Annotated in this window: 18 protein-coding genes; 3 read left to right on the forward strand and 15 right to left on the reverse strand. The window is 47.9% G+C overall.

Annotated elements, in window-relative coordinates:
• Positions 1–3: 3 nt before the first annotated feature.
• From L5M11_RS14380 to gmk, 14 genes are all read right to left on the reverse strand, one after another.
• Positions 4–258, reverse strand: coding sequence for a phosphopantetheine-binding protein (locus tag L5M11_RS14380; RefSeq protein ID WP_113941114.1), 255 nt, complete (start codon positions 256–258; stop codon positions 4–6).
• Positions 242–1,117, reverse strand: a complete 876-nt coding sequence (locus L5M11_RS14385; protein WP_263185222.1) for a lysophospholipid acyltransferase family protein — start codon at positions 1,115–1,117, stop codon at positions 242–244. Before L5M11_RS14385 ends, L5M11_RS14380 begins: the two co-directional genes overlap by 17 nt.
• Positions 1,110–1,847: a beta-ketoacyl synthase chain length factor gene (locus L5M11_RS14390; RefSeq protein WP_263185221.1), complete on the reverse strand. Its 738-nt coding sequence runs from the start codon at positions 1,845–1,847 to the stop codon at positions 1,110–1,112. Before L5M11_RS14390 ends, L5M11_RS14385 begins: the two co-directional genes overlap by 8 nt.
• Before the next feature lie 337 nt (positions 1,848–2,184).
• Positions 2,185–3,081: a DUF3014 domain-containing protein gene (locus L5M11_RS14395; protein ID WP_219255063.1), complete on the reverse strand. Its 897-nt coding sequence runs from the start codon at positions 3,079–3,081 to the stop codon at positions 2,185–2,187.
• 203 nt (positions 3,082–3,284) lie between these two features.
• Positions 3,285–5,360: an ATP-dependent DNA helicase RecG gene (recG, locus tag L5M11_RS14400; protein WP_263182101.1), complete on the reverse strand. Its 2,076-nt coding sequence runs from the start codon at positions 5,358–5,360 to the stop codon at positions 3,285–3,287.
• A gap of 191 nt (positions 5,361–5,551) precedes the next feature.
• Positions 5,552–6,148, reverse strand: a complete 597-nt coding sequence (locus L5M11_RS14405) for a DNA-binding response regulator (protein WP_113941110.1) — start codon at positions 6,146–6,148, stop codon at positions 5,552–5,554.
• Positions 6,148–7,227 (reverse strand): sensor histidine kinase, encoded by a 1,080-nt coding sequence (locus L5M11_RS14410; RefSeq protein WP_263185220.1) that lies wholly within the window; start codon positions 7,225–7,227, stop codon positions 6,148–6,150. The genes L5M11_RS14405 and L5M11_RS14410 overlap by 1 nt, the downstream gene beginning before the upstream one ends.
• 118 nt (positions 7,228–7,345) lie before the next feature.
• Entirely contained in the window at positions 7,346–8,050 is a 705-nt protein-coding gene (locus tag L5M11_RS14415) for a hypothetical protein (RefSeq protein ID WP_263185219.1), read from the reverse strand.
• Between the two features lie 249 nt (positions 8,051–8,299).
• On the reverse strand, positions 8,300–9,244 hold the full coding sequence (locus L5M11_RS14420) for a calcium/sodium antiporter (RefSeq protein WP_105251158.1): 945 nt from the start codon (positions 9,242–9,244) through the stop codon (positions 8,300–8,302).
• 181 nt (positions 9,245–9,425) lie between these two features.
• A complete protein-coding gene (locus L5M11_RS14425; RefSeq protein WP_168826527.1) occupies positions 9,426–11,090 on the reverse strand; it encodes an AMP-binding protein in 1,665 nt (554 codons plus the stop codon).
• 227 nt (positions 11,091–11,317) lie between these two features.
• Positions 11,318–11,701 carry a RidA family protein gene (locus tag L5M11_RS14430; RefSeq protein WP_006079838.1) on the reverse strand — a complete coding sequence of 128 codons (384 nt, stop codon included), beginning with the start codon at positions 11,699–11,701 and terminating at the stop codon, positions 11,318–11,320.
• Between the two features lie 25 nt (positions 11,702–11,726).
• Entirely contained in the window at positions 11,727–13,832 is a 2,106-nt protein-coding gene (gene spoT / locus L5M11_RS14435; RefSeq protein WP_105251161.1) for a bifunctional GTP diphosphokinase/guanosine-3',5'-bis pyrophosphate 3'-pyrophosphohydrolase, read from the reverse strand.
• Between the two features lie 42 nt (positions 13,833–13,874).
• Positions 13,875–14,153: a DNA-directed RNA polymerase subunit omega gene (gene rpoZ, locus L5M11_RS14440; protein ID WP_007651394.1), complete on the reverse strand. Its 279-nt coding sequence runs from the start codon at positions 14,151–14,153 to the stop codon at positions 13,875–13,877.
• Between the two features lie 58 nt (positions 14,154–14,211).
• Complete coding sequence (gene gmk, locus L5M11_RS14445; RefSeq protein ID WP_105251162.1) at positions 14,212–14,835, reverse strand: guanylate kinase; 624 nt, start codon at positions 14,833–14,835, stop codon at positions 14,212–14,214.
• Positions 14,836–15,087: 252 nt separating this feature from the next.
• Here gmk and L5M11_RS14450 point away from each other — a divergent pair, with 252 nt between their 5' ends.
• The 3 genes from L5M11_RS14450 to L5M11_RS14460 all read left to right on the forward strand — a co-directional run bounded on the left by L5M11_RS14450 (position 15,088) and on the right by L5M11_RS14460 (position 18,896).
• Positions 15,088–16,800, forward strand: coding sequence for a hypothetical protein (locus tag L5M11_RS14450; RefSeq protein ID WP_263185218.1), 1,713 nt, complete (start codon positions 15,088–15,090; stop codon positions 16,798–16,800).
• A 166-nt stretch (positions 16,801–16,966) separates the two neighbouring features.
• Entirely contained in the window at positions 16,967–17,839 is an 873-nt protein-coding gene (locus tag L5M11_RS14455; protein ID WP_263168710.1) for an NTP transferase domain-containing protein, read from the forward strand.
• The gene (locus L5M11_RS14460) at positions 17,832–18,896 is read left to right on the forward strand and encodes a phosphotransferase enzyme family protein (RefSeq protein WP_212600297.1); all 1,065 of its coding nucleotides are present in this window, start codon (positions 17,832–17,834) and stop codon (positions 18,894–18,896) included. The genes L5M11_RS14455 and L5M11_RS14460 overlap by 8 nt, the downstream gene beginning before the upstream one ends.
• A 53-nt stretch (positions 18,897–18,949) precedes the next feature.
• Here the strand turns inward: L5M11_RS14460 and L5M11_RS14465 are convergent, their stop codons facing one another.
• Positions 18,950–19,783, reverse strand: a complete 834-nt coding sequence (locus L5M11_RS14465; RefSeq protein ID WP_263192575.1) for a sulfotransferase — start codon at positions 19,781–19,783, stop codon at positions 18,950–18,952.
• Positions 19,784–19,973: the final 190 nt, after the last annotated feature.

A 19,973-nucleotide genomic window follows, 5' to 3' on the forward strand; every position in this document is an offset into this window, starting at 1 on the left:
CTCCTATGGACGCTGTGATTCGATAAAGCGAGCTAAGCTGGCAACACTGTGAAAATGGGCCTTAGTGGCATCCGAATTGGCTTCGATTTTGACATCAAATTTTTTCTTGATGGCTAAGCCGAGCTCGAGGGCGTCGATAGAATCTAAGCCTAAACCTTCGCCAAATAGCGGCGCATCGGTTTGGATATCATCAATGCTGACGTCTTCTAGATCGAGACAGTCGATGATTAACTGCTTTATTTCATTGTTTAAGTTCATAATTATTTTCGAGTTGTTGTTTATAGTAATGTTCAAGATCCCGCGTCAGCTGCCGGGCCATTTTTGCATGCTCACCTAAAGCCGCTTGGTACTTCTGGTAAGAAACGATTGTGCCGATTTCAACGGCCATTCCCATGGTTTGCCTTGGGATTTCATACCAAGGTTGCTCCTTTGTCAAACCACGCACATTGGTACGTAGCACCACAGGTAAAATATCCGCTTCGGCCCTTAAGGCGATATTGGCGGCGCCACGGGCAAAGTGGTTAATGGTCGTACCGACCACCGTACGCGTGCCCTCGGGGAAGATAATTAAATTGGTGCCTCTTGCGAGCACTTCGCGGCAATCCTCTAGCATGAGTTCGGCGCCGCGATTGGGAATATAACCTGCGCAGGACACCACACCACGCAAAAATGGATTCCGCCACAAAGCTTGTTTGACTATACAGCCCGCATTGGGCATGAGACTTATCAATACCACCACATCCACTAAACTGGGGTGATTGGCAATGACGATAACGCCTCTGGCATCATGTAATTTTTGGGCATCGTGGCTGCTGACCTTAATCACACCTGCCCAAGTGAGCATGGCGACAAAGCCTTTGAACATTAAATGCACGGCCTTTTGTACCCGAATAATCCGCGCCTCTGGTGTGCCTGGCCAAAAACGCAGCAAAGGCAAAATGGTCAAGGAGCTTAATAAGCCGCCTAAGCCAAAGGCGATATAACAACTTACACCGCCTAGCCAACGTGGCACATAATTCAGCCCTTCGCGGCGAGTTTCCGGCAAGGTATAAGCGGCATTGAGCATTGAATCTTCATGGCCCTTAGCGGCGTCATGGCTGTGGGCTGCATCAAACATGCTCAAGTCTCCAATGCCATTGGGATAAGCAGCCTGAAATATTTTGCGCCGTCGCTAGGGCGTGGATAAATGCACCATAGGTCAGTGGATTTAAAGCTGTTGCCTTAGAAATGCGGCTCACCGTGAGCTTGGCCGAAGCGGGTGTATCGAAGGGCGCGAGTTGTAGTCCTAGGGCCAAAGGTAATTCAAATTCTTGGGTAAACTCATCGTACACAGGAGGCACTGGATCATCACCGAAGACTAATAACAATGGTTCTGGCGATTGATGTAATTGGGCGAAGGCTTCTACCATAGCTTGGGACAGGGTTTCTGTGCCCGCCGCAACAGAGGTTGAAGGCGCGGTATTGGCCGCCAATATGCCAAAAATGCCGCTGGCGGTGTTGTGCACCGACTGACTAAAACCTAAGGGCGATAAGGGCTGTTTGGCGATAATGTCTTCGAGCAGGCCAATGGTGCGCTGTAACTCTCCATGGCGCGAGGCAAAAATAGAGCGACAATTTGCAGGTATTTCGCACTGAAAACTCACCTCTAACATCATCTTAGTCAAGCGACTAAAACGGCGGCGCTGCATGGCGGGAATTTGTTTGAGTACGGGAGCTGTGGTATCCGACTGTGGTGGCGTATCGAGATTGAGCTCAGCCGAACTCTCGCACCAAGTTTGCCAACTTTGATGGTGCTGATATTGGGGGGCCCAAGCGCCCCAAGAGAGAATGCTGAATGTTAGTTGCACTACTTTGCCTCGACACTAAATTTAAGCTGTCTTAGTTATCCCTAACTAAGTTAGAACATTAATGGATTGTCATACCATAGTGAGGAGTATACGCGTTAGAAGAATGACGCTCGAAATGCCCTCTACAGCGTGGTCATTCTACACTATGCTCTTTCTTTTTATGAAGCCATTTGCATTGTGCGGGTTAACGGAATGGGATCAAGTGCTGTGATTTACAGCACTTATTCGACATTGAGTAACAAACATCGCAGTGGCTATCTGATTTCGCAGACGCTTTAACTTACAGGTTAAAATGAAAAAAGGCGCACTGAGCGCCTTTTGGCATGAGCTTGATAACCTATTGCGACAATTGATTCTCGATTTTACGCAGCGCTACTTTCAACTTGCGAGTATTTTCTGGACCCATACGGATCAACAGTTTTTGGGCACTGGGTAGTGCCTCTAAGTTAGGGTCAACGAATTGATAGTTAACGCTAATTGAATTCAGCTCAATCGGATCTTCAATAATAGGTGCTGCGAGTAACATTTTAATCGCTTGCAGCATTCTGTCGTTAAATTTGGCGTTGCTGTAGCCGAGTTCGGTAAAGGCTTCCTCTAGGAGCGGTGTCAGTTGCTTGTAAGTTGTGATTAAGCTCTGTTCGTCCATTTTGGCAATCGAGTCAACATAGGCGTCGTATCTGTGGAAACCCTCAGGATTTAAATACACTTTGTTGGTGATTTCTGAGACTGAGAACAGCTTCTCTGGTCCTTTAAGTGGGCTTACTTTACGGGTTAATTCACCCTGAGCTAGGTTATCCACGAATACCACAAATTGACGGACGAGATCTTGCTGTACTAACGAAGAACTCAGCACATTGTTATTGATCATGGCGAGGGCTTTTTGTTGCACAAATGCATCACTTTCAGCCAGCACAGGCACAGGTTCTACGACAACTTCAGGCTCTGCCACTGCAGTGGTTTCAGTGCTATTGGTGTTCGTTTCTGTAACGGCAGGTGTCGTCTCAGTGGTTTCTGGCTCTGGCGCACTTTCGAGCGTCATAGGTTCAGATGGCGGTGTTTCTGGCAATACAATAGGGGCGTTAGGGATGAGTTTAGGTGAGTCAGAATCACCGCTGTAGTAATAATATCCTCCGGCAGAAAGTAGCACGACGAGCACTATCGCAAAAAGCGCAAAGCGATTGCTGCTAGAAGAAGTCTCTTGAGGTGTTATTCTATCATCTTGATTAACTTGCATTTTACATCCTTCGCTTGAGTGTCAAGGTAACTTGGTGAATACATGCAGCTAACATTAAAGTGCAAGAGCGGGCTATTTGAAGGCCGCAGGTTCATTTTGCAAGTTTCCATGCGCTTGTCTATAGCGCTTAGCTGAACATAAACAATTTATTTCGAGTAAAGGCAGATGTTACGCCTCGTTCTTTACCCTTTAATATTTACGGCTTAAGCCTGCACATAGTGCTGCCTGTGCCCGAGCCAACGTAAAATAATTGCATCGACCTTTTCGGGAGCTTGCGCCATTACATGGCTCGCTAATTTCTGAATGTGTGGGATCAAAGCTTGATCGCGCACCAGATCGGCAATTTTGAGCTCAGCCAGTCCCGTTTGCTTAGTGCCAAGCACTTCACCCGGGCCACGAATTTCTAAATCTTTCTGCGCTATGATGAAACCATCATTGCTTTGTCTGAGTACGCTCAGTCTTTGGGTGGCGGTATGGCTCAACGGCGCCTTGTAGAGTAACACACAATGGCTTGCGATGGCGCCTCGACCGACTCGTCCGCGCAGTTGATGTAGTTGTGCTAGACCTAAACGTTCAGGGTTTTCAATGATCATCAGGCTGGCATTGGGCACGTCGACGCCCACTTCAATCACGGTTGTCGCTACCAGTAGATGAATAATGCCTGCCTTAAAGTCGGCCATGATTTGCTGTTTCTCGGCGCTCTTTAATCTGCCATGCACTAGGCCAATATTGAGCTCGGGCAGGGCGAGGCGCAGTTCTTCGGCTGTGTCTTCGGCGGCTTGGCATTCGAGCACTTCGGATTCTTCAATCAGAGTACACACCCAATAGGCCTGACGTTGGTCGCTGATGACAGCGTTGCGGACCCGTTCAAGCACTTCGTTACGGCGTGAATCAGCAATCGCCACTGTGGTTACTGGAGTTCGCCCCGGCGGCAGTTCATCGATAATGGACGTGTCGAGATCTGCATAGGCCGTCATCGCCAGCGTGCGGGGAATGGGTGTGGCTGTCATGATCAATTGATGCGGGTGGAAACCTTGGTTCACGCCCTTTTTCCGCAGGCCTAAGCGTTGGTGTACGCCGAATCTGTGTTGCTCATCGATAATAATTAACGCGAGTTTGCTAAAGACCACATGCTGCTGGAAGATGGCATGGGTCCCAATCACCATCTGGGCTGCGCCAGATTCAATATCCGCAAGGGATTGGGTTCTGGCCTTGCCTTTAAGTTTTCCCGCCAGCCAACCTACCTTAAGTCCGAGTGGCTCAAACCAAGCGGCAAAGTTAGTTGCATGTTGCTCGGCCAATAACTCGGTCGGTGCCATCATGGCAACTTGATAACCGTTTTCAATCGCTTGTAATGCCGCCATCGCCGCGACTAAGGTTTTGCCAGAGCCAACATCCCCTTGCACTAAGCGCATCATAGGGTGCGGTTTTTCTAAATCTTTGCCTATATCAGCCACGACTCTTTGCTGGGCGCCAGTCGGCTTAAAGGGCAAAGCCGCGAGGAAGGGATTGAGCAACTGCCCCGTGGCCTGCATGGTGACAGCGGCATCTAAATTACTGCGCTGCCTTAGGCGTAACATGCTGAGATTGTGGGCGAGTAATTCTTCCTGCACGAGTCGTTGCTGGGCTGGGTGTTGACCTAGCTCTAAATCGAACTGAGAGATCCCCGCAGGAGGGCGATGTAGCGTCTGTAGCGCTTGTTTAAGGCTGATGTTATTAGGTTGCAATTGTGGTGGCAGAAGTTCAGTTAAGCCACCCTCTTCTAGCAATACCAAGGCTTGCTCGGTCAGCTTTAGCCAACTCGCCTGTTTTAAGCCCTCAGTCGTGGGATAAATCGGCGTTAGGGTATCACTCAGATGAACATCTTCACCGGGATAGACGACTTTATATTCTGGATGCACTATCTCAGCTTGATGACTACCACGGCGCACTTCACCATAGGCGCGGATCATCAAACCATTTTGCATGGCATTACGCTGAGCAACGGAAAAGTTAAAGAAGCGCAGACTTAAGCTGCCCGTATCGTCGCGCACATTGCAGACCAGCATGCGCTTGCGGCCTTGGATGATTTGTGTCGATTGGATTTCAGCTTCTATAGTGCCATAACCGCCTAGGCTGAGGGCGGCAATGGGATAGATTTGGGTTCTATCTTCGTAGCGCAGGGGTAAGTGAAACAGCAGATCTTGTACTGTTGTGATGCCGAGCTTTGCGAGTTTCTCCGCGACCTTTTTGGCGACGCCTTTGAGGTCGGTGATCGGAACAAGATCCAATTGCTGCAAGTCGTTAGCACTCAATCACTGTGAATTTATACATATATTAACAGAGAATAAGCGTAAGGCAATCTCAAGGGGAATTAGGGTGTTATCAAATTTTGTTTGGAAGCATAGCTAATATCCTTCTGTGGCCTTAAGACCACAAAATTGTTGATAAGATATCGTTAGGCTGAAAGCGTGGTTAACTGTGAGTGTTATTACAACCAGCCTTTTTGCTTGGCAATGCGGGCTGCATCGATTCGATTACTGGCATTGAGCTTGGCTATGGCTTCTGAGAGGTAGTTGCGAACAGTCCCTTCGGCGATAAAAAGAGTTTCGGCGATGTCGGAGGTGGATTTGCCTTCGCTAGCGAGGCGAAGAGCGCGGCGTTCTTTGTCGTTGAGCGGGTCGACATCGCCAATCGCCATCATGGCAAGTTCAGGATCGATCACTCGTTTTCCCGCCATCACTTGTTGAATCGCGTTGACTAAGGTTTCCGAGGGCGCATCTTTAAGCAAAAAGCCGCCCACACCCGCTTCGATGGCACGTTTTATATAGCCTGCACGGCCGAAGGTGGTAATGACCACTATCTTGGTTTGGCTATGTTGCTCCTTTAACCATGTAGCCAGCTCTAAGCCTGTGCGGCCGGGCATTTCGATATCCGTTAGCAAGAGATCAAAGCTTTGCTGTTTGAGTAAGCTTAGAGCTTCGTCGCCGTCACTCGCTTGGGTGATACTAAAACCCCCTGCAAGCGTAAGGAGTGCGGCGAGTGCTCCTCGCACCATAGCTTGATCTTCCGCCAATAAAATCTTCATTAATGTGTTGCTCCCTGCAAAGGTAAACTGACGGTAAATCTATATCCCTGTTCGAGATTATAGCTCAAGCTGCCGCCTAAACTGTCGAGACGCTCGCGTATACCAGTGAGGCCATTACCTTCTATAAAAGGTTTGGCCGCGGCATTGTCTTTGACTTCGAGCAGCAGGCGGTCTGATTGCTTAGAAAAGTGGATAGAGCATTCACTTGCACCGCTATGGCGAAGAATATTATTAATGAGTTCGGTGAGGATCAAACTCAGTTGGCTTTCTGTGCTTGCACCTAGCTTGGGTAGCTCACCACTGAGCTCGACACTTAAGCCTTTATCCCTTAAGGATTTACAAAGCTGCGTCACGCAACTCTCTAGGCCCTTGTGTTTGTAGTCTGACACTGTGTGGCGGATCTGGCTTAAACTTTCCCTCGCAATTTGTCCTAGCTCAATCAGTTGGGTTGATGCGAGTTCATATTCTTGTTTTGCGATAAGTTTTTCGGCTAGCTCAGCCTTAAGGGCGATGGAAGATAGGCTATGCCCCATAATGTCGTGTAGATCCCGCGCGATACGTTCACGCTCAAGCATAGTGGCCAAGGTGGCAATTTCTTGGGCACTTTGCTGTTCTTTCAATTTATGCCGATAACGTCTGCGTTCGGCGACACCAAACATGCCCACGCCGAGCACTAATCCCGAGCCGTAAAGCGGAAAGTAGTAACTGTTAAAGTGGTAAATCTCATTGAGGGCAAACAGCAGGCTGATGAGGGCTGCAATAGCCAACAGACAGGTCCGGAGAGGATAAAAAAAGCCAATGAAGAAGGCGGCAAAGGTAAATAGCGAGATAGAGCCTGGGTTGATTGGTGTGATCGCTATTGCTATTGCCACCATAATGAGAATGGGCAGATAGGCGCTACGGCTATTGCACTTATAGGTCCAAAAATAACTGGCAATAAAAGGGATTAACACGGCAAAACTGAGGGCGATTTTCCAGCTTGGATAGGGATTTATGGCAAGTGGGATCAGATAAAACACTAAGTTTATCAAATACACCCAAGCAAGTTTTCGTTCGAGCTGAAGGGGAGTGCTTATCATGATGCCTCTGTGTCACTGAGTTGGTTGTTGAATGCCCACCGATGGCATCTGTTTTAATTTATTCTTTTTAGGGATTGGCGCTATCGTCAGCGCCATAGATCCCCGTTAACAACTTTGTCTATTTTGCACTTAATTGCTGATTTTGTTGAAGCAAAAATTTTGCCCAACCATAATCTGCTTGTACTTTGGTCGCTTGTTGCCAATCTTCAATCGCGCCTTGGCTATCGCCTAATTCCTGTTTAGCGAGCCCGCGCCACGTGTAGGCTTCGGCTTCACCCCAGCAAATGTTGTCGCAAGGCTGGGCGAATCTTTCTATGGCCGTAGTGGCTAAGGTCTTAGCATTTTGCATGCTGCCGCCAAATATGGCTGGCGTGTTATAGGCTGCGATGGCTTTAACAAGTGCTACCCGTGGATTTTGTGGTTCTAATTGTTCGGCACTGGTAATCGCCTTGGCGGATTTCATACTGAGCGTTGCACCTTTGCTATTGTCTAAGGCGATTTGCATGCCATAAACCGACGATAACAGCGCGAGGGATTCTGCATTCGCTTGGCTGGTTTCGAGTGCTTCTAATGTGGTTTGCGCTGTAGTCAGTGCGCTGCTAGCGAGCGTTTTCTGCCCCATTACATTGGCACTGATGGCTAAGCGATAGTTCGCATAGGCTTTATCATAATCTTGAGTGCTACCGCTCAGTTGTTGTAATTGCGTTAGATTCATCGCATTCGAGGCCGCGTCTACATTGGTGATGTTAGTGTTTGATGGTGTTGCTGCAAACGAGTGAGTACTGATAAGCAAAAAGCTGGAGGCGAGGAGTAATGTTTTCATGGTATTTCCTTATTGAGTGAGTTTCCCAATGTTTGGGTACGGGCTCATTATCAGAAATTCGATAGAAGAAGTGCAGACACAAAGGTCATGGCTTTGGCATGACAAATGTCATCAGTTGAGTTGTGTGCTTATATTTTTTATGAGGTGTGCTTTAAAGAAGGTGCGTGATGAATAAAGGACTGCAATACCTAGAGAGCAAAACACCGGAGAGGCTCCGGTGTTTTTTTATCGTAAATGAGCAGCTAAGTGTTATACCACAGCTTGAGTGCTCGCTTGGTTTATTAGGTAGCCCAAGTAACCTAAGTAGCACAGTAGTAATACTGAACCTTCGCGGCGGCCAATACGAAATCCTGTCCAAGCGAAAGGTAAAATCATGATGGCAAATGCCAACATCACGATGAAATCAAAGGGTTGGAAGCCAAGTGATGATACTGGCTGTACTATTGCAGTAATACCTAAAATACCCAAAATATTGAATATGTTAGAACCGACAACGTTACCTATGGCTATGTCACTCTGACCTTTCAGTGCCGCGAGAACAGAAGTTACTAACTCTGGCATACTGGTACCAATCGCCACGATCGTTAAGCCGATAATGACTTCACTGATACCGAAGGTCTTGGCTAAATCTACTGCGCCGTTGACAAACAAAATACCGCCACCGACTAACATACCAATACCGACTAAGATAAATAGGGCTGAAAGTAGCGGATTATTTGGACCTGCTTCAATCTCTTCCTCTTCATTACCATTTTTCGAGCTGATGTAACTAAAGGCTAAATAACCGAACAGTAGTGACAGCAATATCACACCGTCAATTAGGCTGAGCTCGCCATCTAACAAGAGTGCCCAGAACAACATAGAAGCCAATATCATCAAAGGGATATCACGCTTTACGACTTGAGATTGCACTTGAATAGGGCGGATAAGTGCGGTGATGGCTAAAATCAAACCTATGTTAGCAATGTTAGAGCCAATAACGTTACCTAAGGCGATACCGCTGTTTCCTGCTAGAGCAGACTTTACACTCACAGCCAGTTCTGGTGCGCTAGTACCAAAGGCTACAATAGTTAAGCCTATGATAAGTGGCGTAATACCTAAACGTAGAGCGATTGAACTCGCGCCACGAACTAGGGCTTCAGCGCCTAAGGTTAAAATAATAAAACCGCCAATAATCGATAGTGTAATTAGCATCGTTAGACTCTGTTAAACCTAATATTGAATGGAAAAGTACAAGGGAATTGCCCCTTGGCCGACTGGCGTACATGATACGTGGTTTTATCGGATTTTGACAGAATATGTCATAAAAAAGCACACCCTAGGCGTGCTTAGTTTTAGCTGATGACCATACTCGCCAACAGATTGTTTGGCCTAGTTATTTTTGAGTTAATTCATCTTCCCAGCGGACTTGGGCGCCACGAATGCCGTCAACTCGTTCGCTAAAGGCTTTTTCAAGCACATGGCGTTTGATTTTGAGGGTAGGCGTGAGCGCATCATTCTCAATCGTCCAAGGATCACTGACCACGACAATCGCATCGACATGTTCGTGTGACTCTAAGTGCGGATTAACGCTATCGAGTGTCGCTTTGAGTGAGGTGCGGACTTCTTCACGGGCTTGTAGATTGGCCCCTTCGGATAACTGCACTAGTGCGACGGGATGTGGCAGACCAGAGCCAATCACACAAATCAGTTCAACATGGGGATCCTGCGCCAATTTACGTTCGATAGGCACGGGTGCTACATATTTGCCCTTGGCGGTTTTAAAGTTGTCTTTCACTCGGCCAGTAATAGTGACACAACCATCGGCATCAATTGAGCACAGATCGCCTGTGTGGAAGAAACCATCGGCGTCGAAGGCTGCTGCAGTAGCTTCAGGCTGCAGATAATAAGCTGTCATTAATCCCGGACTCTTGAGCAGTAGCTCACCATCCTCGCCTTGGCGGATCTGGCAATCCTCAACTGGGCGGCCAACAGTACCAATTTTACGCGCATCAAAAGGATAGTTGATGATCGAATAGGCACAGTTTTCTGTCATACCCCAAGCTTCGCAGATATTAAGACCAATACTGTGATACCAGTGGATCAGTGATGGCGGAATAGGCGCCGAGCCAGAGCCGAGTAGACGACAATGGTTCAAGCCTAAACCCTTATGGATTTTGTATTTCACAAAGCTGCTAAGCAGTGGGATTTTCAGCAATAGATTAAGTTTACTGACCCCAATTTTGTCGATAATGTTTTTCTGAAACAGGCTCCATAACCGTGGTACCGAGAAGAATACCGTTGGTTTTGCCCGTTGAACATCGACAACGAAGGAGTCGAGACTTTCAACGAAAGCCACCACACTACCTGAGTAGAAGGATGAGCCTTCAATCGCAACGCGCTCTGTGATGTGGGCTAAGGGTAAATAGGATAAAAGTCTATCGTCGCCATCGGTGCGCAGGTCACGGACGACCGCTTGGCAAGTCCAGCCATAGCTGGCGAAGGTTTGAATCGCGCCCTTAGGTTGGCCAGTCGAGCCAGAGGTATAGATGAGTGTCATCACTTGATCTGGAGTCGGCAGCGGGGCATTAATTAAGGGGTAGCCTAGCTTAAGTAATTGTTCCCATTGATATTGTGCTGGCATCGTATCATAGGGCATGGCAAGGCGTAGTAGCTCGCCGCCGACACCGGCTTCTTGGTCAGCCCAATGGTCAAGCTTGCCGAGAAAAATGGCTTTTGCGCCACTGTGTTGCAGCACATAGCGAATAGTATCTGTGTTGGCGGTAGGGTAAATAGGTACGCTGACATAGCCGCCGTGCATCAACGCGAGGTCGGTGATAAACCATTCGGCACAGTTTTTAGAGAGAACGGCAATTTTATCACCACGCTCTAAGCCTAAGTGATGTAAGGCTCCGGCAAGTTGTTGAACTTTTTCTTGAACTTCAGCCCAAGTAAAATCAAGGAATTGACCCTTGATCGGTTGGCGTAAATAGACTTGGTCCCCCTGAGTATTAGCCCAGTGCGCCAGCATTTCAATTGGCGTCTTAATCGCTGTATCCATTGGCAATTCCCTGTTATTTATTGTTCTTTTGGCTGTACCCAGTATGGCGAGTTTTGTGAGCTCGCGCAAATAGTTTACAAGATTGTAAAATATGAGAATGGAGCGCAAAGCCTACAAGTTGAGTGTGAAAGCAAGATGAAGAGAGTGGCGAGCGGGGGGTTGGATTGTGTTGGCAACAAAAAGGCGCCGTAGCGCCTTTTCGTTTATAGAAGGTGAAATGCTAGCGCTTACAGCTCCATCACGCCGTCCATTTCAACTTGAGAATCCTTCGGCAATTGCTTCACGCCGATAGCAGCACGGGCTGGGTATGGCTGGCTGAAGTAACGGCTCATGATTTCATTCACTTTAGCGAAGTGGCTTAAATCAATCAGGAAGATGTTGAGCTTAACGATATCGTTGATTGAACCACCCGCAGCAGTACAAACTGCCGTCAGGTTTTCAAATACTTGCACGACTTGCGCTTCAAAATCATCGCTGACAATTTGCATTGTGCTTGGCACGAGCGGGATCTGGCCAGATAAATACACTGTGCTGCCGACTTTAACCGCTTGTGAATACGTGCCTATTGCCGCTGGGGCGTTTTCGGTCGCTATGATGATTTTTTCTGCCATGACGCTCTCTCTAGTGTTGAGTTAATTAACGATTACGGGATGTGCGCAGTACTTCGGGCAGTACCCTAATTCGGCGCATCACGTTGGCTAAATGGATCCTATCTTTCACCGAAATCCGCAGGTTGATCAAATACACGCGACCATCACGTTCTTCAGTGCTGAGGTTGTGAATGTTTGAACCTTCGGCGGCAATGATCGAGGTGATCTTCGCCAGTGCACCTTGGTGGTTAACGATTTCGACCCGCAGATTGGCTTGGTAATCAACGCCTTCAACATTATCCCATTGTACGGGAATATACTTGTCTGGCTCGCCTTGATAACCACGAATATTGGCGCAGTTTTCCATGTGTACCACTAAGCCCTTACCTTGGCTCACGTGGGCAATCACGGCATCACCTGGGATAGGGCGGCAACAGTTCGCGAAGGTAACGAGCATGCCTTCGGCGCCACGAATTGGCATCATGTGGCCGTCGCGGCTTTCTTGATTCTCAAGATTATCGCCAATCAAACGCTGGGCGATAACAATACTCATGGCATTGCCAAGACCGATATCGGCGAGCAGCGAATCGAGCGTCGTATGTTTAGTATCGCGGATCACTTTTTCAATCTGCTCAGGCGCAATGCTGTCGAGTTTAGTTTTGCCTAGCGCATGGTTGAGCAGGCGGCGACCGAGTGCAATCGCATCATCACCTTTAAGGCTTTTCAGCACTTGGCGGATTTTAGCGCGAGCTTTACCGGTTACCACAAAGTTCAGCCAAGCGGCATTAGGACGGGCGCCTTTAGCGGTAATGATTTCAACGGTTTGGCCTGAAATTAACGGCTGGCTAAGCGGATACGCTTGGCGATTAACACGGGCGCCGACGCAAGTATTACCTACGTCCGTATGCACTTCGTAGGCAAAGTCTACCGCGGTGGCATTCACGGGTAATTCCAGAATGCGACCTTCAGGGGTGAACACATAAATCTCTTCAGGGAAGAGTTCAGTCTTCACGTTTTCAACGAATTCGAATGAGGTGCTAGCGCTTTGTTGTAGCTCCAACAAGCTTTGCATCCACTTACGGGCACGCACTTGAGTCGTCGTGCCTTGGCCTGTTTGCGCACCGCCTTTGTAGGCCCAGTGTGCGGCAACCCCTTTGTCGGCCATCTGATCCATATCTTCGGTACGAATTTGGATCTCAACGGGCACGCCGTGTGGACCAAATAAAGAGGTATGGAGTGACTGATAACCGTTGGCTTTAGGGATGGCGATATAATCTTTGAAACGACCGGGACGAGGTTTGTACAGTCCGTGCATGGCGCCGAGTACGCGATAACAAGTGTCGATGGAATCGACTATCACCCTAAAGGCGTAAATATCCATGACTTCTTGGAATTGCAGCTCTTTACTCTGCATCTTGTTATAGATGGAGTAGAGGTTTTTCTCGCGACCTTTAACTTTCCCTGGAATACCTGCATCGTTTAAGCGCGTATACACAGCGGCTTCGATGCCTTGGATCAATTCTTTGCGATTGCCACGGGCGGCTTTAACGACTTCTTTAAGCACCCGATATCGCATTGGATAATAAGCTTGGAAACCTAAGTCTTCTAACTCTGTCTTGATGTTATGTATACCAAGACGGTTAGCGATAGGTGCGTAGATTTCTAAGGTTTCGCGGGCGATACGGCGACGTTTGTCGGGACGCAGTGCACCTAAGGTACGCATGTTGTGGGTTCTATCGGCAAGCTTGATGAGGATAACGCGGATATCCTGCGTCATCGCCATCATCATTTTACGGAAGTTTTCAGCCTGAGCTTCTTTCTTGTCGCGAAATTTAAGCTTATCGAGTTTTGACACGCCTTCGACGAGTTCGGCCACCGCGACACCGAATAGTTCGGCTAAATCGTCTTTGGTGACATGGGTATCTTCGATGGTGTCGTGGAGCAGTGCTGCCATCAGCGTCTCATGATCAAGACGCATGTCAGCAAGGATGCGGGCAACCGCAACCGGATGAGTAATATAAGGTTCGCCACTCGTGCGCATTTGCCCTTCGTGGGCATCGCGCGCAATCTGGTACGCCTGCTTGAGCAATTCTACCTGTTCAGGTTCTAAGTAACCGGAAGCAGACTCCTTTAGACCTTCAAACAGATACAAGTGGCAGCTCTCCTTTTACCTAAATAGGTTTTTACTCAAAAACTATAATGAACGACCTTCAGCAATGGCTGCAACCGCTGCAATTTCAGCGGCTTCACGTTCACGTACCGTTTGACGCTCATCGGCATCTAAGGTGTGAGCATTAACTAAACCTAGTTCGATTTCACGCAGGGCGATAACCGTGGGTTTGTCGTTCATCTCTTCAACCATAGGGTCTTTACCCTGCACGGCGATTTGGCGAGCACGACGCGCCGCAACCAAGATCATATCAAAACGGTTGCCGATTTGTTCTACGGCGTCTTCTACAGTTACGCGAGCCATGTGTTGAAACTCCAGTTTATCTAGGGAAAAAATGACGCAAAATTGTACACTATGACAGCTATCCTGCCAACAGATCGTGAAGCATATCATTTTGCGCGTGGATCTGACTAGCACCTGTTAAGCGCTGACTGCGAATGATGGCACGCAAATCGGCTAAGGCAGTGTCAAAATCGTCGTTGACGATAATAAAATCATATTCTTTATAGTGGGACATTTCCGATACGGCTTGTGCCATACGGCTGGCGATAACATCGCTACTGTCTTGTCCGCGACCAGTGAGGCGGCGTTCTAGCTCGGCTTTAGAGGGTGGTAGAATAAACACACCAACGGCTTCTGGCATCACGGCTTTAACTTGTTCGGCACCTTGCCAGTCGATATCGAGGAAAACATCGATACCTTGGGTGAGCGTATGCTCGATCACATGGCGCGAGGTACCATAATAATTGCCAAACACTTCTGCCCATTCAAAAAAGGCATTTTCAGCAATTAAGGCTTTGAATTGCTCAACATTAACGAAGTGATAGTGTTGACCATCAACTTCACCTGGGCGTGGTGCGCGGGTGGTATGAGATACCGAAACCTGCATGTCGGCTGGCTTGTCTTTAAGCAAGGCTGAAATCAACGAGGATTTACCTGCGCCACTTGGCGCCGACACAATAAATAAATTTCCGCGTGCGGTCATGAGCTAAATATCCAATGGGTTAACGCAAGAAGGGCCCAGAAAGCCGAGTATTATACCGATTTTGACCATAGAAATACTAGGGCTTGTTGGCTGGCAATTTAAGCCTATTTTAGATTTACTTCGATATTATGTGCATTTTTATCCGACTTGGGTCGTAGGCACTGACAATTGCGGGTAAATTGGTTACGCTCGTGCGAATAAGGCAATGAGTGTCTTTTTGTATCTCGTTTTTACAACAATAAAGGAAGGGTCGTGCTGTTAAAATCTCTTTTCTGCCTTCACGGGCGTGATTCTCGTCCCCGTTTTGTCGCAATCAGTGTTGGCGTTTACGTCTGTATTGCATTTGCAGCCGCTGCTTTTGGGGCTAATTTTCTGATGTATTTGCTGGCATTGTTGGGTCTACCTTTATTAGGGCTCACCAGTTTGCGTCGTTTGGCCGATGCCGATAAGTCAAAAGGCTTGATTGGCGTATTTCTATTGCCGTTAATAATTTTTATCGGCCTGTTAGCGGCCGGTGTGCATATTGCCTTAATTGGATTGAGTTTAGTGTTAGCCGCGGGACTGACATTTTGGGGCTGGCGCTTTCCTGCACCAACGATAGTGGATTATCGCTACGGTTATTTCGGTCCTGAGCTGGATGCACCAACATCACAGGCCATGCCTAGGCGCCGTGTGGAACCGACTATCGTTCCTAAAACCATCGCACCTAAAACCATAGATCCTAAAATCGTAGATCCTAAAACTATAGACCCTAAAGCCATGGCATCTAAAACTGCCATAGATCCTAACATCATTGACCCTAAACCTATTGTTGATCAAGACGTTGCCGTAAGACAATCGGCAAAATCTACCTCTCATATTCAAGCACAACCTCAAGCTGAAAGGCATGAGCCGCATGTTGAGCAGCTTCATGCCCAAACCATTAGCGCTGAGACTGTGTCTGAGCCAGAGGTCGATTTATCGAACCATGTTGAATCTGTTTTAACATCGGCGAGGGTTGAGCCGAGTGTTAGCGCGGCGGAGGCAGAGCGAGAGGCGTTGCGTCAAGATGAGCTGCGCTTTGATGCGTTAACTCGAATGACGCAGAATCCTGCCGATTTTGTGATACCAGACAGCCATGCAGATTTCCGTCCTGCTAATACTAGCCGCGTTGAACAGACCCACATTGAGTTGGTCGATGTCGATGTGGACAATGTTAATTTGAAACATGTCGACTTTACTGCGGCGCAATTAGATCCTGCCGAGCGTAGTACTGAACCCGGTTGGCGTTTTACCGCCGAAGAAGATGACGAGCCTGACAGCTTTAACGATAGAGATCATGCCGAAGAAGTGCGTCAGCGCCGCGCCGAAGCAAAAGATTCTGGTTCGATGACTGAGCTATTTCGCGGTTTATTTGAGTTTTTGGCGCCACTAAAGCGTTTCTTGGTGTTGCCTAAGATTAAACTGCCGAAAGTGGAACGCCGTTATTGGCGCCCAGCAGGAATTGGCTGTGGCGTGGTGCTCTTGATTGCCTTGGTGTGGGGCCTTTGGCCAAATGGCGACTCTGAGACAGGTGATGGTGCAGAAGTTGTCACGGTTAACGCGATTGCGCCCTATGCGGGTGAGCGGGTGACGCTCGCGTTACCGGACGGTTTTTCTGTGGCGCTGGAGGATGACATCTTGATCATGCGTTGGCTCGGTGAGAAAGGTAAAGCACAAAATCTGTGGTCCTTAGCGACGGCAAAGGGAGATAAAACTTGCAGCGTCTTATCCTTTAACAATGGCACTGACTATCGCCCTGTGACTGTGGATCTGAAAGCGGATTCCGCTTCAGAGGCGCGATTCTCACCACTCGATACTCAGGCCATCATTATTGATCTCGCCCGTCGAGGTAATATTAGCCTGTGTGGTTATAAGTTCAGTCTTAAGGGCAGCCAAGCGATATTGGAACAAAATCGCACCTTTGGCGATTATATTGCTCGTTAAAAAAGTCTGCAGCTAAGTCGATAAAAATTCTGCTTAAATGCTAGTCACAATTAGAGGGGTAGATTACACTTTTGCTCCTCTTTTTCTCAAACCGTACTTTAGGTTGTTTAGGTCGCTGCGGTTTGGGGAAACACCTTTAAATTTGAACTGAATATATCAATCCAGCATGAATACAGAATTGACCTTAGTCATTATGGCTGCGGGGCTAGGTAGTCGTTTCGGCGGCGATAAGCAATTGGCGGCACTCGGCCCCGCGGGTGAACCCATGTTGGTGCTATCAATCATGTCGGCCATTCGCAGTGGTTTTCAGCGTGCTGTGCTGGTGATCCGCCCAGAATTAGAAAGTGAATTAACTGAGATCCTGACACGATTTTTGCCAGCCGATTTTGAATATCATTTTTGCTATCAAGTCTTAACGGATTTACCCGAAGCGGCGCAGTTGGCGGATCTTAGCCACAGGCTTAAACCTTGGGGCACGGCCCATGCACTCTGGAGTGCGCGCCATCTCGTTAAAGGGCCAATGGCCGTTATCAATGCCGATGATTTTTATGGTGATAGCGCTTTTGCTTCCTTAGCCAAAGGCTTAAGCACTAGGCCAACTGAGTGGATGATGGTGGCCTATCCCATAGAACTCACGTTGTCGGAACACGGTGGCGTTAATCGTGGTTTGTGTCAGGTTGAAAATGGTCAGCTTAAATCGGTCGCCGAATGGCTCAATATCGCCGAGCAAGCTGGCCACTTAATGGGTGATGGCCCGCAGGGTCATGCTAATTTGCCGGCGCACTCCTTGGTCTCTATGACATGCTGGGGCTTCTCCCCAAACATATTTGATGTTATTAAACGTGAATTAACCGAATTTATCGGGCAACAGGGGCAACAACCTAAGTCTGAATGCTATTTACCCGCCATAGTACAAGCGGGAATTGAGCAAGGTTTGCCTGTGTATGTCGATGTTGCCTGTGAGCCATGGCTTGGCGTGACTTATCCGCAGGACACTGTCTGGGTAAAACAAAAATTAACGGAGTTATTGAGTGATTAAACTCATCAGGCAGTCAGTGTTGCCTCATTTTGGTATTGAATCTGCCGAGGCGAAAATTTCTGCCCTCGGTAATGGCCACATCAATGACACCCTTTTAGTGCGTTGGCCTGCGGGCGAATTGGTATTGCAGCGAATTAACACTGAGGTATTTAAAACACCCAACGCTTTGGTCTGCAATGCCGATAAAATTAGCCATCATTTATGCGCTAAGTCATTGCAGCAACAATACGGCCTTAAAGTCGTTAGCCCATGTTTAACCCAAGAGGGTGAGCTGGCTATCGATTTAGGCGAGCAAGGATTTTGGCGCGCGATCAGTTACTTGCCCCATAGTCTTAGTATTGAAGTGGTTAAGTCGGAACAAGAAGCTGAAATGGCGGCTAAGGCCTTTGGGCATTTTGCCTCAGCCTTGAGTGATTTTGATGCGACAGAGCTTGAAGATGTGATCCCTCAATTTCACCATTTACCGGGACGCATGGCCTTACTAAAGCAGGCCGCTGAACTCGATAGTCAACATCGTTTAGCGCTCTGCCGTCATTGGGTCGATTACGCGTTATCTCAGCAGGCGTTGCTTGATGAACTTGCAGAAATATCGCCAAAGCTGCCGCTACGAATTTGTCATAACGACACTAAAATCAATAACATGCTTTTTGATAAACGCGACATGTCCAGCATGGCGATTATCGATTTAGATACCTGTATGAAAGGTCATCTTATGTATGACTTCGGCGACATGGTACGCACTTTCTGCTCGCCAGAGGAGGAAGACTCTACGGCCTTGGATAAAGTCCAAGTGCGCCAAGATATCTTCGCCGCGATTTGCCGTGGCTACTTGAGCGAGTTGGGTGACGTCTTAACGGAAGATGAAAAACGCAGTCTATGGCTCGGTGCGCGGGTGATCTGTTTGATGATAGGCGTGCGTTTTTTAACGGATTATCTTAACGGTGATGTGTATTTCCATATCCACCGTGAAGGCCATAATTTAGACCGCGCCGCCAACCAGTTTACCTTGTACCAAAGCTTGCTCGACCAAGAGACTGTGCTTAAAGCTAATTTCTAATTCAGCGCTTGGATATCTGTGTATTGGTATTTGTGTACTGATCCAATGCATTGTTAAAGCGTGTAGTCGAAAAACTTACGGCTTTGTGGGCCTGCGCTATTGGTGTTGACCTTGTTGGGGTGTTTATATTCACCCCAACTTGCCACGTTGCGGCCCACGTTAAGTTTAGGGAAACTCAGCGGCTCGCTTAAACCTAATGCGACATCGCTATTCTCCGCGTTTGCTTCCATTCCCAAAAATTGCAGTAACTGACTTAAGCTTCCTGCATGGCTAACATCGATTGAAATAAAGTCTTCCCGCCCATTAAAGTAAGCGAATACTTCTTGCTGATGCTTTTGATAACAAGCAATTAAGTGCTCACTGCTGGCAGGTTCCGCCACTTTATCTATGGCGAAAGTATGCCTAAAACTGCGCTTTAATATTGGATGGAAACGGCCCGTTTTTTCATCTAAATGGGGTGCCATTTTACCAAGTAACATCTGCATTGAAGGCAACCAAGTATTGATATCGCGGTCGAGATAGACAAACACAGCCTCGGGAAATAATAAATCCAACTGCTGATAATCGCTGAAACAAGGCGTGTCAGACACTGCATCGGCCAGCATAAATGCCTGTTTAGTAAAGGCCATGTGTGCCACTTTTAGCCCTTGCTCCAACAGCGCCACACTTACACTCGTGGTGCCCGTGCGTGGCAAACCTATGATAAAGACTTTCTGCTTTTTCACCTTTATCTGTTCGTCACTGAGCGCATTCGACTGGACTGGATGCATTGCATCTTGCGTCGCAATCGGTGAATGACCAGTAGGTTGAACATTGCCGATACGCTGTGCATTAGCAGTACATTGTACGTGAGTAGAGGTTGGTGAATTGTTGGCGTTATCAGGCATAGGTTAGGCTCAGAATGTGTGTCAGCGGTGCAGTAAAGCCGTAAGTTATCACCTCGGCGTTTCACATTGGCGTGTCAAATCAGCGGCGGTATTATATCTCAGCGCGAAGGCTTTGTCGGTGGCTATACATAAAAGTCACGCACCACTGCAATGCACCCAGTAAAGGCGCACCGTATTGCGTGATAGCTGA

The sequence above is a fragment of the Shewanella sp. SM87 genome, assembly GCF_025653705.1.
In the GTDB taxonomy this organism is placed as follows: Bacteria; Pseudomonadota; Gammaproteobacteria; order Enterobacterales; family Shewanellaceae; genus Shewanella; species Shewanella oncorhynchi.

What these genes read in the sequence shown, in the direction of transcription:
- L5M11_RS14430 (WP_006079838.1), bottom strand. Translation starts at nt 11,701, where the DNA reads ATGGCAGAAAAAATCATCATAGCGACCGAAAACGCCCCAGCGGCAATA.
- L5M11_RS14455 (WP_263168710.1), top strand. Translation starts at nt 16,967, where the DNA reads ATGAATACAGAATTGACCTTAGTCATTATGGCTGCGGGGCTAGGTAGT.
- L5M11_RS14420 (WP_105251158.1), bottom strand. Translation starts at nt 9,244, where the DNA reads ATGCTAATTACACTATCGATTATTGGCGGTTTTATTATTTTAACCTTA.
- L5M11_RS14385 (WP_263185222.1), bottom strand. Translation starts at nt 1,117, where the DNA reads ATGTTTGATGCAGCCCACAGCCATGACGCCGCTAAGGGCCATGAAGAT.
- L5M11_RS14410 (WP_263185220.1), bottom strand. Translation starts at nt 7,227, where the DNA reads ATGATAAGCACTCCCCTTCAGCTCGAACGAAAACTTGCTTGGGTGTAT.
- L5M11_RS14415 (WP_263185219.1), bottom strand. Translation starts at nt 8,050, where the DNA reads ATGAAAACATTACTCCTCGCCTCCAGCTTTTTGCTTATCAGTACTCAC.
- gmk (WP_105251162.1), bottom strand. Translation starts at nt 14,835, where the DNA reads ATGACCGCACGCGGAAATTTATTTATTGTGTCGGCGCCAAGTGGCGCA.
- L5M11_RS14380 (WP_113941114.1), bottom strand. Translation starts at nt 258, where the DNA reads ATGAACTTAAACAATGAAATAAAGCAGTTAATCATCGACTGTCTCGAT.
- L5M11_RS14425 (WP_168826527.1), bottom strand. Translation starts at nt 11,090, where the DNA reads ATGGATACAGCGATTAAGACGCCAATTGAAATGCTGGCGCACTGGGCT.
- L5M11_RS14405 (WP_113941110.1), bottom strand. Translation starts at nt 6,148, where the DNA reads ATGAAGATTTTATTGGCGGAAGATCAAGCTATGGTGCGAGGAGCACTC.
- rpoZ (WP_007651394.1), bottom strand. Translation starts at nt 14,153, where the DNA reads ATGGCTCGCGTAACTGTAGAAGACGCCGTAGAACAAATCGGCAACCGT.
- L5M11_RS14465 (WP_263192575.1), bottom strand. Translation starts at nt 19,783, where the DNA reads ATGCCTGATAACGCCAACAATTCACCAACCTCTACTCACGTACAATGT.
- L5M11_RS14395 (WP_219255063.1), bottom strand. Translation starts at nt 3,081, where the DNA reads ATGCAAGTTAATCAAGATGATAGAATAACACCTCAAGAGACTTCTTCT.